16 protein-coding genes are annotated in these 17,227 nt (G+C 49.5%); 1 reads left to right on the forward strand and 15 read right to left on the reverse strand.

Features of this window, described 5'->3' with window-relative positions; genetic code table 11:
• Positions 1–30 precede the first annotated feature (30 nt).
• The 6 genes from HH215_RS09125 to HH215_RS36700 all read right to left on the reverse strand — a co-directional run bounded on the left by HH215_RS09125 (position 31) and on the right by HH215_RS36700 (position 6,186).
• The gene (locus HH215_RS09125) at positions 31–1,710 is read right to left on the reverse strand and encodes a ribonuclease J (RefSeq protein WP_169279616.1); all 1,680 of its coding nucleotides are present in this window, start codon (positions 1,708–1,710) and stop codon (positions 31–33) included.
• 314 nt (positions 1,711–2,024) lie between these two features.
• Complete coding sequence (gene dapA, locus HH215_RS09130) at positions 2,025–2,903, reverse strand: 4-hydroxy-tetrahydrodipicolinate synthase (protein ID WP_169279617.1); 879 nt, start codon at positions 2,901–2,903, stop codon at positions 2,025–2,027.
• Between the two features lie 23 nt (positions 2,904–2,926).
• The gene (gene dapG, locus HH215_RS09135; protein WP_169279618.1) at positions 2,927–4,144 is read right to left on the reverse strand and encodes an aspartate kinase; all 1,218 of its coding nucleotides are present in this window, start codon (positions 4,142–4,144) and stop codon (positions 2,927–2,929) included.
• Positions 4,145–4,314: 170 nt separating this feature from the next.
• On the reverse strand, positions 4,315–4,911 hold the full coding sequence (locus HH215_RS09140; protein WP_169279619.1) for a dipicolinate synthase subunit B: 597 nt from the start codon (positions 4,909–4,911) through the stop codon (positions 4,315–4,317).
• Entirely contained in the window at positions 4,908–5,807 is a 900-nt protein-coding gene (dpsA, locus tag HH215_RS09145) for a dipicolinate synthase subunit DpsA (protein WP_169284304.1), read from the reverse strand. Before dpsA ends, HH215_RS09140 begins: the two co-directional genes overlap by 4 nt.
• A gap of 253 nt (positions 5,808–6,060) precedes the next feature.
• Positions 6,061–6,186, reverse strand: a complete 126-nt coding sequence (locus tag HH215_RS36700; RefSeq protein ID WP_256376714.1) for a hypothetical protein — start codon at positions 6,184–6,186, stop codon at positions 6,061–6,063.
• A gap of 355 nt (positions 6,187–6,541) precedes the next feature.
• Here HH215_RS36700 and HH215_RS09150 point away from each other — a divergent pair, with 355 nt between their 5' ends.
• Positions 6,542–7,462 carry a transposase gene (locus tag HH215_RS09150; RefSeq protein WP_169279620.1) on the forward strand — a complete coding sequence of 307 codons (921 nt, stop codon included), beginning with the start codon at positions 6,542–6,544 and terminating at the stop codon, positions 7,460–7,462.
• A 602-nt stretch (positions 7,463–8,064) separates the two neighbouring features.
• On the opposite strand, the gene dut is transcribed toward HH215_RS09150, so the two are convergent.
• The 9 genes from dut to rbfA all read right to left on the reverse strand — a co-directional run bounded on the left by dut (position 8,065) and on the right by rbfA (position 17,215).
• Entirely contained in the window at positions 8,065–8,508 is a 444-nt protein-coding gene (dut, locus tag HH215_RS09155) for a dUTP diphosphatase (RefSeq protein ID WP_169279621.1), read from the reverse strand.
• Positions 8,471–9,751: a M16 family metallopeptidase gene (locus HH215_RS09160; protein ID WP_169279622.1), complete on the reverse strand. Its 1,281-nt coding sequence runs from the start codon at positions 9,749–9,751 to the stop codon at positions 8,471–8,473. The genes dut and HH215_RS09160 overlap by 38 nt, the downstream gene beginning before the upstream one ends.
• Before the next feature lie 65 nt (positions 9,752–9,816).
• On the reverse strand, positions 9,817–10,776 hold the full coding sequence (locus tag HH215_RS09165; protein WP_169284305.1) for a polysaccharide deacetylase family protein: 960 nt from the start codon (positions 10,774–10,776) through the stop codon (positions 9,817–9,819).
• A 196-nt stretch (positions 10,777–10,972) separates the two neighbouring features.
• Positions 10,973–13,072, reverse strand: coding sequence for a polyribonucleotide nucleotidyltransferase (gene pnp / locus HH215_RS09170; protein ID WP_169279623.1), 2,100 nt, complete (start codon positions 13,070–13,072; stop codon positions 10,973–10,975).
• 256 nt (positions 13,073–13,328) lie between these two features.
• Positions 13,329–13,598 carry a 30S ribosomal protein S15 gene (gene rpsO, locus HH215_RS09175; RefSeq protein ID WP_120976316.1) on the reverse strand — a complete coding sequence of 90 codons (270 nt, stop codon included), beginning with the start codon at positions 13,596–13,598 and terminating at the stop codon, positions 13,329–13,331.
• A 197-nt stretch (positions 13,599–13,795) separates the two neighbouring features.
• Positions 13,796–14,773, reverse strand: coding sequence for a bifunctional riboflavin kinase/FAD synthetase (locus HH215_RS09180; RefSeq protein WP_169279624.1), 978 nt, complete (start codon positions 14,771–14,773; stop codon positions 13,796–13,798).
• Between the two features lie 35 nt (positions 14,774–14,808).
• Positions 14,809–15,750 carry a tRNA pseudouridine(55) synthase TruB gene (truB, locus tag HH215_RS09185; RefSeq protein ID WP_169279625.1) on the reverse strand — a complete coding sequence of 314 codons (942 nt, stop codon included), beginning with the start codon at positions 15,748–15,750 and terminating at the stop codon, positions 14,809–14,811.
• Positions 15,747–16,739, reverse strand: a complete 993-nt coding sequence (locus tag HH215_RS09190) for a DHH family phosphoesterase (protein ID WP_169279626.1) — start codon at positions 16,737–16,739, stop codon at positions 15,747–15,749. The genes truB and HH215_RS09190 overlap by 4 nt, the downstream gene beginning before the upstream one ends.
• Positions 16,740–16,855: 116 nt before the next feature.
• On the reverse strand, positions 16,856–17,215 hold the full coding sequence (gene rbfA / locus HH215_RS09195; RefSeq protein WP_169279627.1) for a 30S ribosome-binding factor RbfA: 360 nt from the start codon (positions 17,213–17,215) through the stop codon (positions 16,856–16,858).
• Positions 17,216–17,227 lie beyond the last annotated feature (12 nt).

The raw sequence follows: 17,227 nt of genomic DNA on the forward strand, positions 1-17,227 counted from the left end.
ACGGTTTTAGATGAGTGTGGGTAAGTCTTTCTACACTTCCATAATGATCGGCAAGATCATCGGTCTTCTTCTTGTTTGTTCGTATAGGAAACGTCCGAGCGCGTCTTTGACATTCGTCTTGAGCGAAGCCCATTCGTTCACGTTCTCGTTCATCAGCTTATGCAAAGTGTTGGTCACGATGCGGTTCGCTTCTTCCAATAACCCTTCGGATTCGCGAACGTACACGAAACCGCGGGAGATAATGTCGGGACCCGACATTATCGTTCCGTCCTGCTTGCTGAGCGTGACGACGACAACGAGTATACCGTCTTGCGACAACAGCTTGCGATCGCGAAGAACGATATTTCCGACATCGCCAACGCCAAGTCCGTCGATCAATACGTTGCCTGCAGGAATTTTGCCGGCTTTGCGCGCGGCGCCATTCTGAATCTCGACCGTATCTCCGTTGTCGAGCAGGAAGATGTTCTCTTTAGGAATACCTACGGATTCGCCGAGCAAACCGTGATGACGAAGCATACGGTATTCTCCGTGAATCGGAATGAAGTATTCCGGGCGCATCAAGTTAAGCATCAATTTAAGCTCTTCTTGGCTTCCGTGACCGGAAACGTGCACCCCGGATACGGAACCCGGGCCGTAGATAACGCTTGCACCCAAGCGCATTAACTCATCGACCGTTCTGCCGACGTAACGTTCGTTGCCTGGAATCGGCGTTGCCGAGATAATAACCGTATCGCCCGGTAAAATATCGACTTTCCGATGCGTGGAACGAGCCATCCGCGTTAGCGCCGACATAGGCTCTCCTTGGCTTCCGGTCGAGAGGATAACTACGCGATCCGCAGGGAGCTTGTTCACTTCTTCCGGCTCGATGAGCATGCCTTCCGGAATGTTCAAATAGCCGAGTTCGGAAGCGATGCTTACGATGTTGACCATACTTCTGCCGATGACCGTCATTTTGCGGCGCGTTTCCGCTGCCGCGTTAATAACCTGTTGGATCCGGTGAACGTTGGAAGCGAACGTTGCCACAACGACGCGTTGCTTCGCGCTGCGGAAAATAGATTCGAACTCTCTTCCGATGTTGCTTTCCGAAGGCGTATAACCCGCGCGCTCCGCGTTCGTGCTGTCGGATAGCAAAGCGAGTACTCCGCGGCTTCCGATCTCCGCCATTCTTTGCAAGTCGGCAAACTGATCGTTAACCGGCGTATGGTCGAACTTGAAGTCGCCCGTGTGCACGACGTTACCTTCCGGTGTTTCCAAGCAAACGCCAACGGAGTCAGGAATACTGTGGTTCGTACGGAAAAAGGTCGCTTTAATCGTACCGAACGTCAGCTCCGAATCCTCGTTGATCAAATGCCGTTTCGTATCTCCGAGAAGACCCGCTTCTTTTAACTTGTTTTCTACCAAGCCTAACGTCAGTTTCGTTCCGTAAATCGGAATATTAAACTGTTTCAAGACGTAAGGTAGCCCGCCGATATGATCCTCATGACCATGCGTAAGCAGAATTGCTTTCACTTTCTCGCGATTTTCCAACAAATAGGAAATATCCGGGATAACGACGTCGATTCCGAGCATCTCTTCTTCCGGGAATTTCAACCCAGCATCTACGACCACGATGTCGTTTCCATACTGGATGCAATACATGTTTTTGCCGATTTCGCCAACGCCACCGAGCGCGAAAATCAGTAATTTATCTTGGCTGTTTTTCTTTGACACTCCTAGTACCTCCTAGATCCATTCGACGCACCCGATCGATATGAAATTTTCAATTTGCTAAAATATTAGCCGCACCCAATCACTCTCAATCATTATACATGAAGCAATTCAGGAAATACAAGATCGACGATATTATCTTTCCCTGTCAAGTTAAACGGATTCGCAGCCCCAAGATAACGACATTCCTATGTATCGAACGATCAGATGAACCTAAGTATCTTTTGTACTCCTGCTCATCTGATCGCTCAAAAAACCGATGCCCGGAGGACATCGGTTTGCGCATAATCAGCTGCTGGCGACCGACAAACTCCTATTTAGACCTTAATCAATTTTTGCAAGAATTCCGCTTCCGCCTCGTTCGCGTTCACTAGAGGAAGACGTACTCCGCCTACCGGCAATCCGCGCAATTCAAGCGCGTATTTCACGGCAACCGGATTCGGCACGGGATGCGGACAATTGAACAGTCCGTTGAAGAACGGGTAACACTCTTCGTTGATTGCTTTCGCATCATGAACGCGACCGTCTAGATAAGCTTCGATCAGTTGCTTCATTTTGGCGCCGATGATATGGCTAGCCACGCTGATGATACCATGACCGCCGACTGACAATGTCGGTAGGGTAACCGCGTCATCGCCGCTATATAAAACAAAGCCTTCGGGAGCGCCGCTAATGATTTCCGTCATTTGACCTAAAGAAGCGCATTCTTTAGTCGCCACGATATTCGGAATTTGAGCTAACCGCAACGTTGTTTCCGTTGAGACGCTAACGACCGTACGCGATGGTACATTATATAAGATGACGGGTAGGGAAGTCGCTTGCGCGATCGTACGGAAATGCTGATAAATCCCTTCTTGCGTAGGCCTATTGTAGTAAGGAGCCACTAACAAAATTCCGTCCACGCCTACTTGTTCGGCTTTTTTGGTCAATTCGACGGAATGAGCGGTTTCGTTGCTGCCGGTTCCGGCAATGATTTTACATCTTCCTGCCGCATGTTTAACCGCAAAACGGAATAAGTCGACCTTCTCCTCGTCGGATAACGTCGGGGATTCTCCCGTCGTTCCGGAGACGACCAGGCTGTCGGATTTTTGCTCCTCGATTAAATAATCGATCAAACGCCCCGTAACTTCCCAATCGATTTTCAGTTGCGCGTCAAAAGGCGTTACCATTGCTGTAATCAGACGACCGAAACTCATTACAATGTCCTCCTCTAAATTCCCTAAGCAAGATGTAACCCGAAAGCTGTATGCAATGCCTGCAACGCTTTCGCCAAATCTTCTTCGGATATAAGCACCCATATGGTCGTATTGGAATCCGCGGATTGCAGAATCGGGATTCCCGAATTCGTCAACGCTTCCACGATGACCGCCATGACGCCGGGTTCCCCGTTCATTCCTCCGCCGATGACGGCGACTTTCGCGCATGCCCGGCGAATTTGCGGCTTGAATCCTAAACCCTCTAATAATCCAATCGCATTCGGCGTATCATGATCCGATACCGTATAATGCACGCCTGAAGGCATAACGTTAATAAAATCAACGCTGATGCCATGGGACGCCATCGCGCGAAACACCCTTAACTGCACGTCGGCCGGACCGTTATTATTAATAACGCCTATCTGCGTAACTTGATGAACATGAGCAAGTCCGGTAACTGTCTTATCGAACCAGATTCCTTGTTTACGCAAGGCCTCCGCATTCGTAACCAGCGTTCCTTCCCCGTCCGAGAACGTGGAACGAACGCGAACCGGAATTCCCGCTTTCATGGCGATTTCGACCGCTCGCGGATGGATGACCTTTGCCCCGTTCTGGGCCATATTGCATATTTCTTCATAGCTGACGGCGGGCAACGGGCGAGCATTGCTTACCCAACGCGGGTCGGCGGTCAGAATTCCATCAACGTCGGTATAAATATCGACAACTTTTGCGCTCAAGGCTGCGCCGAGAGCCGTCGCCGATGTATCGCTGCCGCCGCGGCCTAATGTCGTGATCTCGCCTTCGGAAGTCATCCCTTGAAAACCCGTGACGACAACGACAAGACCTTCCGACAGATGTTTGTGTACCCGTTCTGTCTTGATATCCGCAATTCGGGCGGAACCGAATCGGTCGTCCGTCATAATACCTGCCTGTCCTCCCGTCAAGGCAACGGAAGGAATGCCTTCGGCGTTCAAAAGACTGCAAAGGACGGAAGCCGATATTAATTCGCCGCAAGATAACAGTAAATCCCGCTCTCTCGCAGGAAGCGCGTTGCCGTTTCGAAGAACGAGATTAAGAAGAGAATCCGTTGCATAGGGCTCTCCGCTTCTTCCCATTGCCGATACGACGACGACTAAGCCGTTTCCCGCCTCGCGTTCCCGAATGATATGACGGAGGACGTGCCGCCGACTTTGTTCGTCGGACAGCGACGTCCCTCCGAATTTTTGTACGATCAGGTCCATCTCGTTTTCCTCCGCTCTTGCGGAATCGCTATAACCCCGGCGATTGCACCGCATTCCCTGCTGGGCCCTTAAGCAAGCTTTCGGAAACGATCTTTAAATTCAACTCGCGAGGATTATAGAGGTGCCGCAGTACTTCCTACGAATACCTCGTTCCTGCTGACAAGTCTATCTCAAGCGTGTAGGAACCGCTCAATAAGCAAAGGTTGCAATTGTTTTCCTTGTAACGCCGCTTCGCAAGTTTCCATTACGAGATCCATTCTAGCCACGAGCGAATTCGGTTTGGCAATCGGATTGTCTTGCCCGAACGGCACAAAATAAATGTTTTTCATAATAAGGAGCTTAGCGATATTCGCGGCATTCAAGCCTAACCCGTCGTTCGTCGATATGGCGAGCACTAGCGGCCGTTGATTTCTCATTTGCGCTTTCGCCGCCATAAGCACGGGACCGTCGGTCATGGCATTTGCCAACTTACTGGTGGTATTGCCGGTACAAGGCGCAATCGTCAAGACGTCCAATAGCTTGGAAGGTCCTAGCGGCTCTGCGTCTACTATAGAGGATATGATTTCGTTTCCGGTTATTGCGCGCAAACTTTCTTGCCAATGATTCGAAGTGCCGAATCGGGTATCCGTAGTCATGATCGTTGACGAAACGATCGGGATCACGTTAGCTCCCGCATCCACGAACCGCTGTATTTGCGGCATAATCTCTTCTAACGTACAATGAGAACCCGATAATGCGTACCCTACGGTAATTCCCTGCCAGTTCATGGTCTATTCCCCCGTAATCGGTCGTCTTCCAGAATGATCTGGGTTAGACTGTTCGCGATGATTCGACCGGCCGTCTTCGGAGCCACGATCCCAGGCAGTCCGGGAGCAAGCAAAGCCTTGATTCCTCGCTTCTCCGCGAAGCGGAAATCAGTGCCGCCGGGCTTAGATGCCAAGTCGATAATACATGCGCGCAGGGGAAGTTGTGCGATCACTTGTGCTGTGACTATCATAGTCGGAATTGTGTTAAAAATCAAGTCGATATTCCCCGCCTGACGCGCTAAATCAGGCATATAGAAAGGCTCGAAACCCATCTCGAAAGCACGGGCGAAAGCCTCATCCCTCCTTACTCCAACCTTCACGTTAGCTCCGATAGCCTGCAACGTTCTCGCCATCGTAAACCCCGTTCTTCCGAGTCCGAGCACGATGCAATTCGACCCGTGGATCGTTATATCGGTATTCTGAATAGCCATCATCAACGCGCCTTCCGCCGTCGGAATCGAGTTGTATATGGCCACGTCGTCCCTCTCGAACAATTCTACGATTTCCAAATGATTTTTCTCGCACAGCTTCTTAAGATATGGCTTTGCCATACCCGTAATCACCTTGCTCGCTTTCGGGATAGCGGCGAGATGAGCATCCGTTAGCCTCAACTCTTGATCGCTGAACAACGTTGGAATGACACCTTCGTCATCCGTACCTACCGCCGGCAATATCAACACGTCAGCCTGCTTTAAAATATCAGGAGACCACTCCGCTTTAACGACCCCGCTAAAGGGAGTATCCAACCTGTCAAAGCCCGTTATCGTAACCGCGGCATCCAACTCCGTCAACCGCCGAATCACTTCCAACTGCCGGGCATCTCCACCCGCGAGAACGATTTGAACTCCCGTAAGTATCGCAGCCCCCTCCTCTCGGCATTTCTTGCATAGCACATCGTATGCATACGCCCAGTCCGGCGTGCCGACCTAATCCTGCTACCGGCCTCGCTCTTTCGCCTATTCTCATTATCCCGTTCGCTCAGGGTAATCCCTTCAACTTTCCATCAAATCAACTGACTTCCTTCTAACCTACCGCAATACCCGCAATACCCGTTATACCCGTTATCCCCTTTATCCCCGTTATTCCCTACGCTCAGGATCGTTCAAGACTTCAGTCCACTTCCCGCCAGCTATGACCGCTATCCCACTCGCTCAGTGTAATACTCGTAACTCCCCGTCGTTCCATATTATTCAAACTGCTATACCAGCCATCCCGCTCGCTCAGGGTAATCCACATAATTACCAGTCCCTCCACCGGCTATCACCACTATCCGGCTCACTCAGAGTAACTCCAGACAATTACTAGTCCCTCCATCGGCTATCACCACTATCCGGCTCACTCAGAGTAATCCAGACAATTACTAGTCCCTCCATCGGCTATTATCACTATCCCTCTCACTCAGGTTCGTTTTCAAACTTTTCCGATTGACATACATGATTAATAATTTACTTACTCTAGGCTTAATTCAGGAAATCCCCGTCTTCAGCACTCTAAATTTTATCCTAAAATTTAGTAAAATAACTTTAAACAAGAACGCATGTTTGGTATAATTGATTTAGATAACCGATTATCATCCTGAAGGAGGATTAGTATGGAATTGTCCGAAATGACTACTTTTTGTCTGTCCGAGGTAAGCGAGACGCAGTGGATTCAGAAAATTCACGATTCAAGATGGCCAAATGGTTTTTGCTGTCCGAAATGTAGTGCTCGGCATTCCTACACGATCCGAACCCGAAGATTACCTCTCTACGAATGCAGCGCATGCGGAACACAAACCTCGCTTACCTCAGGTACGATTATGGAGGGAAGCAGAACGCCAATCAGACTTTGGATTCTTGCCATATATCTTCACTCGAAACCTGAAGGCATCAGCGCTTCCCGCTTAACAAGAATAATCGGTACCACCTACAAGACCGCGTGGCTTATTTGCCATAAGATTCGCCATGCCATTGCCCATTCCGACCAAAGCCAATTATTACAAGGATTAGTGCGTATTAATTTCGCTCAATACGGTCACCCATATAACCCAACTGTTTTCAGGCACCCGCAGGAGCAACCTCTCTTAATCGGAGCAAGTATGAATGCAGCAGGTGAGTTTACCCATATCAAAATCAAGCAAGCCGTCGAGGAATGTTCGTATCCCCAGTTCACTTGCCCGTTGGATAAATTTCCTTTTATTCGTAAACATGTCGATCCCCAAGCCACAGAAATCGTTGCGGTTACCCTAAAGTACAGCAAAGATAGAAACAAGTCTCTTCTCCGTATCTGCCAAAATGCTTCCATATGGATTAATTCCACTTTTAGAGGCATTGGAGCTAAGCATCTGCAGGCTTATTTGGATCAGTACAGTTACGGGTTTAATATGACTGTTCTAAAACAAGATGCTTTCTCTAGTCTTTTTAACCTCAGCATGACGACTTCTGCTCTTCCATACCCGGAACTCATCCGTAAACCGAACATTCAACCTAAACTTAGATTACAATATGCTCACTACTTAAAAAATGCCAGTTAGTTTCTAATTCGACATTTTGCTGAGCTTTGAATGAGCTTTGAATGAGCTTTGAATGAGCTTTGAATGAGCTTTGAATGAGCTTTGAATGAGCTTTGAATGAGCTTTGAACGAGCTTCAGCTTCAAATGAGCTTAACTCTAAACCTGATCGACGGGGATAATGGAGATATTTGACGAATCGAGGATATAAGTTGGTCATATTGGCTATTAGTCGAATAGTTGATTGGATGGATAATTGATGGGGTGAATACGGGTGGATTTAGATCTAATGGCTATGGAATTTATATTCAAACGACCAACTGATTGTGGGTTTTCTTCTATAACCGAGCGGCCCTGAGCTGAGGGGATAATGGGTATACAGATGACGAGGCACAGATGTACAGATGCACAGATGTACAGATGCACAGATGTACAGATGCACAGATGCACAGATTTACAGGTTACGTGAAACCTGAGCAAAAGGGATAATGGCAACAAGGGTGAACATGTGAACAAGCACTTGCATTCGTTTACGATTATCCTGAGCGAGGGGGATCATGTGCGAAAAACCACCCGAGCATCGCAAACGGCTGCGTCAGGTGGTTTATCATTTTTCTTATTCCGGCTATTTGCCGGTATGGCCGAAGCCGCCTTCTCCGCGAACGGTTTCCGACAGTTCGGTCACTTCTTCGAGCTTGACTTGCGGCACGTGTTGGAAAACCATCTGCGCGACACGTTCGCCCCGCACGATCGTGAACGGCTCTTGCCCTAAATTAATGAGCAGCACCTTCACTTCTCCGCGATAATCCGCGTCGATCGTCCCCGGCGAGTTCAGGCACGTAATTCCATGCTTGTAAGCCAAACCGCTACGAGGCCTGATTTGAGCTTCGAGCTCCCGAGGCATCGCCATCGCGAATCCCGTAGGGATCAATGCCCGTTCTCCAGGAGCAAGTACAACGGGCTCCGCCACCGCGGCGTGTAAATCGAATCCTGCTGCCCATTCAGACATTTGACGCGGCAATTCAACGTCTTCATTCCCCGGCAGCCTCTTCAACTGAATTGGATACAATGAATTCCCTCCCGATTCCCGACAGCACTTTCTCATTCGAGCCTACTAGTGCAACAGCACAAGGCTGCGAAATCATTGATTTCATTATAGCGTCCAAATCGGACATTTGCACTTGGTCGATCCGCTCCAGCATTTCATCCAAAGTATAATGGCGGCCTAACATGAGTTCGTTTTTGCCTAAACGGTTCATGCGGCTGCTGGTGCTCTCTAGACTTAAGATTAAGTTACCTTTCAACTGTTCCTTCCCACGGGAAAGTTCAGCTTCGGTTAACCCTTTGTCCGCGATATCATTCAACAATTCAACCGTGAGATCGTATACTTCTTTCGTTTGCTTGGGCGCAGTTCCCGCGTAAACCGTAAACAGACCGCTATCCGCATACGAAGTATGGTAGGAATAAACGGAATAGGCAAGACCGCGCTTTTCCCGGATTTCTTGGAACAAGCGGGAACTCATCCCTCCGCCGATCGTATTGTTCAACAAAATCATGGCATAAAGGTTAGGCGCCTTGCTCGAGCTTCCGGGGAAGGTTAAGCACAGGTGGTTCTGTTCCGTTTTCTTACGATGAAACAACGCACGAGATTGGAATGTCGGTACTTCCAGCACGGAGTCGCTGCCCTTAACATCAAACTGTCCGAAATGATGTTCGAGAAGCTCCAGCACTTCTTCTCCAACGTTCCCCGCAAGACTAATAACCGTATTATCAATCCGGTATCTCTCTCCCATATACTTGCGCAGATCATTCGAGCCCATCGCGTTTAACCGCTCTGCCGTTCCCAGAATAGAATAGGCTAGCGGATGATCGTTATAGGCTGCACGGGAAGCAAGATCGTGGACGGTATCATCCGGCGTGTCGTCGTACATCGAGATTTCTTCAAGAATAACGTTCTTTTCTTTCGCTAGCTCGACATCGGCCATCTGCGAATCAAAAAACATATCGGATAAAATATCTACAGCGATCGGCAAATGCTGGTCCAAAACTTTAGCGTAATAGCATGTATATTCTTTGGACGTAAATGCGTTAACGTTGCCGCCGATTCCGTCGAAACGATCGGCTATATCCTTAGCGCTATGGCGATTAGTCCCTTTGAACAGCATGTGCTCGATAAAGTGGGAGATCCCGTTGTTGTTCAAATCCTCGTAACGGGAACCGGTTTTGACCCAAATTCCGAACGACACCGACCGACATGTCGGTATCGATTCGATCATCACGCGCAGTCCGTTCTTAAGCTCATATTTGTTCATCCGATTTCCCCCTTTGCTGAATACCTAACGAACAGTGATACCACTATATCAAATTACGACAACTGTCACAACCGATCCTCTACTCGTTCCGAAGACAACGTTTCCGACACCGTGCCTGGTACGAATCCTTTATCCCTTATTGCCTTGATCATTCCTCTAAGCGCCCCCTGCGAAGTCGATGTAGGGTGCATCAAGATCAACGTTCCCGGGCCTACCTTACGATAGATTTTCGAAACGACGGACGAGGGCTCGGGCTTCTGCCAATCAATCGTATCCAACGTCCATAAAACCGTTCTTAGACCATACTCTGAAGCGACCTTTACCGTCTCGCTATTGTAATATCCGGACGGGGGAGCGAACCAAACGTTTTTCACTCCGAGCTTTTTCAATAACTGCTCGGTTTTCCCTATTTCCTCCCGTTGCCTGGCCGCGCTAAGCTTGCTCATATCCGGGTGAGTATAAGCATGATTCGATAATTCATGTCCTTGAGCCAGGATGTTTTGCGCGGTGTCCATATGTTTAGCCAGCCATGTTCCATCGAAGAAAAAGGTCGCTTTCACTCCCGTTTCGCTTAATATTTGGAGCATAGGAAGCAAGAATTCATCTCCCCAAGCCACGTTGATCATAAGGCCGACCATTGGTTTGGCGAAGTTGCCGCGGTAAATCGGTTCCATTGGCAAATCGTCTAAAGCTAATTTCGGTTTAACACTCCGATAAATCCATGGAAAACCTTTCGCGTTCTCTGGTTTGAAGCCGATCAGTTTCGCTTTCAGATACGTAGCTTTTACATCCACTACACGGCCGTCGTAGCCGGGAATCGCTTTCCACACCCTATCGATGACAGGGTTGATCGGAGATTGGTTTTGTTTGGCAGCCTCGGATTTGATCCAACTCATCAATTGATCCTCGGATTGCTCATTCATAATTGCCGCGCTCGCGGTCGGGCGTGATTTAACGGCTTGTACGAAAGATTGTAACGGACCATATGTCCCGGCTATCAGGATCGTTACCAAGCATGCCAGCATGATCCCTAACTTGGCAGCTGACGTATTTCTGTTCAATTGGCGCACCCCCGTCTTGTCCCTGTTCCCTGCCTCATCCTATGCCGGGAAATTGGGCTTTATGAGTGAGCATCCCATTGAACTCGCTGATTTATGCAAAACAAAAAGAGACCAGCTTGTTGGAGTCTCTTTTGTCAATCCTATGCACTTGTTTGTTGGGTTATACCGATACTTGCTCCGAATTCAGCAAAGCTTTGCGGGACAAGTTGATACGGCCCATATTATCGATTTCAGTGACCTTAACTTCGATCTGGTCTCCGATATTCACGACGTCTTCCACTTTCGCAACGCGTTCGTTCGCGAGTTGGCTAATGTGAATAAGCCCGTCTTTGTTCGGCAGAATTTCGACGAAACAGCCGAATTTCTCGATCCGTTTAACCGTTCCAGTATACACTTCGCCGACTACGACTTCTTTAACGATTCCCTCGATAATTCCGCGGGCGCGTTGGTTAGCCGCTTCGTCCGTAGAAGCAATATAGACGGTACCGTCTTGTTCGATATCGATTTTCACGCCGGTTTCCTCAATGATTTTGTTGATGATTTTACCGCCGGAGCCGATAACGTCCCGAATTTTATCCGGGTTAATTTTGAGCGAAATGATTTTCGGAGCGTATTTGCTTAATTGCTTACGCGGCTCTTGAATCGTTTCGAGCATTTTGCCCAAGATGAACAAACGTCCTTCTTTGGCTTGTTGCAAGGCATCCGTAAGAATTTGACGATCGATTCCGTCAATCTTGATGTCCATTTGGATAGCCGTAATTCCAGCGGCAGTTCCTGCCACCTTAAAGTCCATATCGCCCAGATGATCTTCCATCCCTTGGATATCGGTTAAGATCGAAGTATGATCTCCGTCTTTGATCAAGCCCATCGCAACACCCGCGACAGGTGCTTTTATCGGAACCCCGGCATCCATCATTGCAAGCGTGCTCGCGCAAATACTTGCTTGCGAAGTAGAGCCATTCGACTCCAGAACCTCGGATACTAGGCGGATCGTGTAAGGGAAATCCACTTCCGACGGGAGAACTTTAAGCAATGCCCGCTCGCCGAGAGCACCATGACCGATTTCGCGACGGCCCGGCGGACGCAAAGGACGTGCCTCGCCAACGGAAAACGGCGGGAAGTTATAGTGGTGCATGAACCGTTTGGACTCTTGCGGGCTAATACCGTCCAAAATTTGGACTTCGCCAAGCGGTCCTAACGTACAAATACTAAGAGCTTGAGTTTGGCCGCGGGTAAACAACCCGGAACCGTGCGTACGAGGAAGAATCGACGTATCGCTTGAAATCGGACGGATCTCGGACAACCCTCGACCATCGGGACGCACTTTATCATGCGTGATCAGACGGCGAACTTCGTTCTTGACGATATCGTACAATACTTCTTTGACGTCTTTAAGCTTGCTTGGCGTCTCGGCGTACAAGTTGCCGAAATGTTCTACCGTCTCGCCATTGATAGCATCGATCGCTTCTTGGCGGGCATGTTTCTCGGAGATGCTAACGGCTTGTACGAGTCTAGCCTGTGCATATGCTTGAACGTCTGCTTCCACAGTCTCGTCCACGCTATGAAGTTTCACCGCCATTTTCGGTTGACCGGCTGCATTAACCAATTGATCGATCGTATCTACGATCTTCTTGATCTCATCGTGTCCGAACATGATCGCTTCCAGCATATCCGCCTCGGATACCTCGTTAGCTTCTGCTTCGACCATCATAATCGCATCTCGGGTTCCCGCTACGACTACGTACATATCCGTGATTTCTTCCTGAGCTTGCGTCGGGTTCACGATAAACTTACCGTCGATCCGGCCAACGATTACGCCTCCGATCGGACCGTTAAACGGTACGTTCGAAATCGCCAACGCAGCGGAAGTTCCGATCATTGCGGCAATTTCGGGAGAACAATCTTGATCCACGCTCAGTACGAGATTTACGATTTGAACGTCGTTCCTAAAGCCTTCGGAGAATAACGGACGAATCGGACGATCCGTCAATCGGCTGGCAAGAATCGCTTTCTCGCTCGGGCGTCCTTCCCGTTTAATGAAACCTCCGGGAATTTTACCTACCGCATATAAACGCTCTTCATAGTTTACGGTAAGCGGAAAAAAATCGAGATCCTTCGGCTCGTTAGAAGCCGTTACAGTAGAAAGAACCACCGTATCTCCATAACGTACGACGACAGCGCCGTTCGCCTGCTTAGCCAATCTTCCCGTTTCCAAAGCGAATGTACGGCCGCCAAGCTGCATTTCCACGCGTTGCTCCAAACTGATTCCCTCCTCTAAGTGCGAGCATTGCTCGTCACGTCATCCAAATCCTACCATAAGGCGTATCTCACGATATTAGACTTGGGCTAAATAACCTTATGTAATTTCGACACTCTTCTCATTATTTCCTGCCAAACCGTAGCTTAGGCATGACTCTTAAGATTCGAATCCCTAATATGGGAAAAAGCAACCTGATGCCGGAAAGGGCGTTGAGCCCCATTCGGCGAAGCCAGGTTGCTTTCGTGCGGGTAATAAATTAACGGCGAAGTCCCAATTTTGCAATCAGGGCACTATACCGGCTTACGTCTTTGTTTTTCAAGTATGCTAGCAACTTACGACGTTGACCAACCATCTTGAGCAAACCACGGCGGGAGTGATGATCTTTCTTGTGCTCCCTAAAGTGAGTCGTCAGATTGTTGATGTTCTGCGTAAGGATAGCAATTTGGACTTCCGGGGAACCCGTGTCCGTAGCATGCGTCTTATGCTCTTCGATCAATTCTTGTTTGCGTTCTTGTGTCAATGCCATCCTTGTTCACCTCCTTCATTAGAATCGCCGTTACCCCAGCAAACGTCGGTGAGCACGAATTGCCAAGATAAGGTTCATTAGCGCATGTACACCCGAGTGAAACCCGGATGACAGCAACGTGTTACAGTATAGCATACTATTGGCCTTACATACAATGCCAGAGTATGAGGGACAACTAAAACATGAATTATTTCTACCTATCTTTGAACCGAAACGATTTCTTTGGCTTGAGCGGCATCGAGCGATATCTGTGCGACCAACTGCTCGATGGAATCGAATTTTTTCTCCGCGCGTAGGAAGGTATGGAATGTCAGGGCGAGTTGGCGCCCATACAAGTCCCCACCGAAATCGAACAAATGCGCCTCTAATCTTAACGCGCCTCCAGGGGCGTCGAATGTCGGACGATAGCCAACGTTCAACACTCCGTTATATCGACTTTCGAATTCGCCGGAGTCGGATAGAAGATCGATATAGATCGCATATACGCCGGAGCGTGGAATCACGTATGGCTGCTCCGGCAACAAATTCGCGGTCGGATAGCCGAGCAATCGACCTCTCGCGTCGCCATGGACGACTAAGCCCTTAATAACATAAGGACGCCCGAGAAGCGCGGAAGCTTCAAGGCTTTCACCTTCAGCCAACCTGTCGCGTATTCGGGTACTGCTGACTTTGTCGTCCTCCAGAAATACGGGGGAAACGACTTGCACTTGAATTTCCCCATTACCATGAAGCCTAAGCGTGTCCGCATTCCCTTCGCCTCGGTGTCCGAACGAGAAATCAAAGCCCACGGTCGTCGCCTTCACGCCTAGCGGGTTAATTAGCGTCTTGACGAACTCTTCGGCCGTCACTTCGGAGAACGACCGCTCGAATTGAATAACATACGCCGCTTCAACGCCAAGCTTGGATAGCAGGGAAAGCTTGTCCGCAAGCGGAGTCAGCACCGTTTGGTACTGAGAACCATGGCCTAAGACAACCCTAGGATGCGGATCGAAGGTCATTACAGCGGGTACCAAACCTTGTTCGCGCGCCAGAGCGACAGCTTGGCGTACGACTTCTTGATGACCTAAGTGTACGCCATCGAAAAAACCGATCGCTAGCGATATCCCTTGTTCTTTCCGTGCTCCTTCAGGGAGAGCTCCCGTTACATTCGCAATTGATAGATCAAACCGTTCCACGTGATGCCCTCCTGCTCAGTCGGACGGACAATACTTTAACTGTCATCCGAAGCGTAAAACACCTTAATCGGGCGGACTGTTTCTCTATTCTCGTCAACGAAGAATAATCCGAGAAAGGCACCGTCCGATCGGTAAAGTTTTATTAATCCAGTGCTGTCGGGAGGGGGTTGAAGTCTTGCGGCTTCAATCCTCTTGCCCTGCAATGCATATAACGATTCCGGGTAAGCTACCGATGACGAAGGGATTGCCGTTAGCATCGAATCGCCAGCTAGCAGCTTATCTCCCAGTTCCCCTTGCTTAATCAGCTCCGGAATCTGCTCTAACGTCACGCACTGCTCTTGTTTGATACCGGCACTTTCCGTACGAACAAGTTCAGCCATGACAGCCGGAACGCCCAACTTGCGGCCAATATCCACGCATAACGTACGAATGTAGGTGCCTTTGGAGCACGTAACGGAAAAAGTCAGCTCCGGCTGGTCGACTCCGTCAACGACTTTGAGTATATGAATCTCCTGAATCGTTACCCGTCTGGAAGCGCGTTCTACCGTGATCCCCTGCCGCGCCAAGTCGTATAACCGTTGACCGTTGACCTTGACCGCCGATACCATTGGCGGAATTTGATCGATTTCGCCAACGAAAGATAAGGCGGCTTCCACCATCATAGGCTCCGTCAGAAACGACGCGTCCTTCTGCTCGATCACTTCGCCGCTTAGATCTTCCGTATTCGTTGCAATACCGAATCTTAGCTTTGCAACATACGTCTTGGGCATCTCTTGCAAGTACTCTACGAAACGGGTCGAACGCCCGACACATAAGGGAAGTACGCCCGTTACAGCCGGATCTAGCGTACCCGTATGTCCGATCCTCCGTACCCGAAGCAAACCGCGCGCTTTCGCCACTACATCGTGGGAGGTCCAGCCCGCGGGCTTCCAAATGGCCAGCACGCCATCCCAATTCTGTTCTGCCTGTTGCTTCATTGTTCATCCAGCGCTTTCTGAACGTAAGCGACGACTTGGGAAATGACTTCGGGCAAAGGGTCCGTCAGCCTGCAGCCTGCGGCGCGTACGTGTCCGCCACCACCGAAATGTTGAGCCACGGCGGCGACGTTAACGCGTCCAGCGGAACGCATGCTCACTTTAACCGACGATTGGCCGTTCTGCTTAAACAGCATTCCGACTTCTACGCCTTCCACATTTCTCGGATAGTTCACTAAACCTTCCAAGTCCTCGTTCGTCGCTCCCGATTCCTCGAGATCTTCGGAATTCACCCACAGCCAAGCAATTTGCTGATCATCGCTAAAAGTAAGTCGCGACAATCCTCGTTGCGTGATGCGAAGCTGTCCCGCCGTCATCCGTTCAAGCAAATGCTCGGCCAGATCCGGACCGTTAACTCCGGCTTCCAGCAACCTCGAAGCCATTGCCATAACTAACGGACTCGTGTTGGAATAACGGAAACCGCCCGTATCTGTCAATAATCCCGTATAGATCGCCGTTGCAACGTCGGTATCCATCCGCAGTTCCAACTCGTCAATCAATTCGAATAAGATTTCGGCGGTCGCAGCCGCATGAAACTTCATTAGGTTTACGCGGCCGTACCCGTCATTCGTTGGATGGTGATCAATGTTCAACAACTCGGCATCCGGATCAAACCATTGATTGGTTTGACCCACGCGTGCATAATCCGCGCAATCGACGCAGATCACGTTACGATATTTGCGATCCGGATCCGGCGGATTTCCGTCTCCATCAAGCGTGCGGATTTCCGAGCTTTTCCATAAAAACTGAAGCCGAGAAGGCACAGGGCCTTCATTCAGCATCGTAAATTTTTTCCCCAGCTTCTCCAGCAGCCAGCCAGTGGCAACCGTAGAACTTATCGCATCGCCATCGGGCTGCACATGAGAAACGATAAGGAAATCGTCCCTTTCACGAATGAAAGCGGCCGCCTCCTTCAAAGCCTGTGCCCACATGCTATTTCCCCCTAGCCGATTTCTGTGACAATCAGAATGCATATCATTCGATGTTTTTATACCTTTCTGATTGCTCGATACAAACGTATAGCGACGTCCAAGACGGCGCAGCCGTTTTACTTGGACTCCAACGAATCTTTGTTGATTTTCGCTAACAGCGATTCAATATGGCTGCCATAAGCGATGGAGCTGTCGAAACGGAACTCCATAACGGGAGTATGACGCAATTTCACTCGGCGCCCAAGCTCCGAACGAAGAAACCCGTTCGCACGGCCGATCGCTTTAAGCGTCTCTTCCTTCTGCTCTTCGCTTCCCAATATGCTTATATACACTCGGGCGAGAGAAAGATCGTTCGTTACGTCTACTCCTGTCACGGTAATAAAACCGATGCGAGGATCCTTCAGCTCCGTCTGAATGATGGAGCTGATCTCCTTCTTAATCTGTTCTCCGACCCGTCCGACTCTAAATTTGGCCATCCAGATCCCACC

It is taken from the genome of Cohnella herbarum, assembly GCF_012849095.1.
GTDB classification, from domain to species: domain Bacteria; phylum Bacillota; class Bacilli; order Paenibacillales; family Paenibacillaceae; genus Cohnella; species Cohnella herbarum.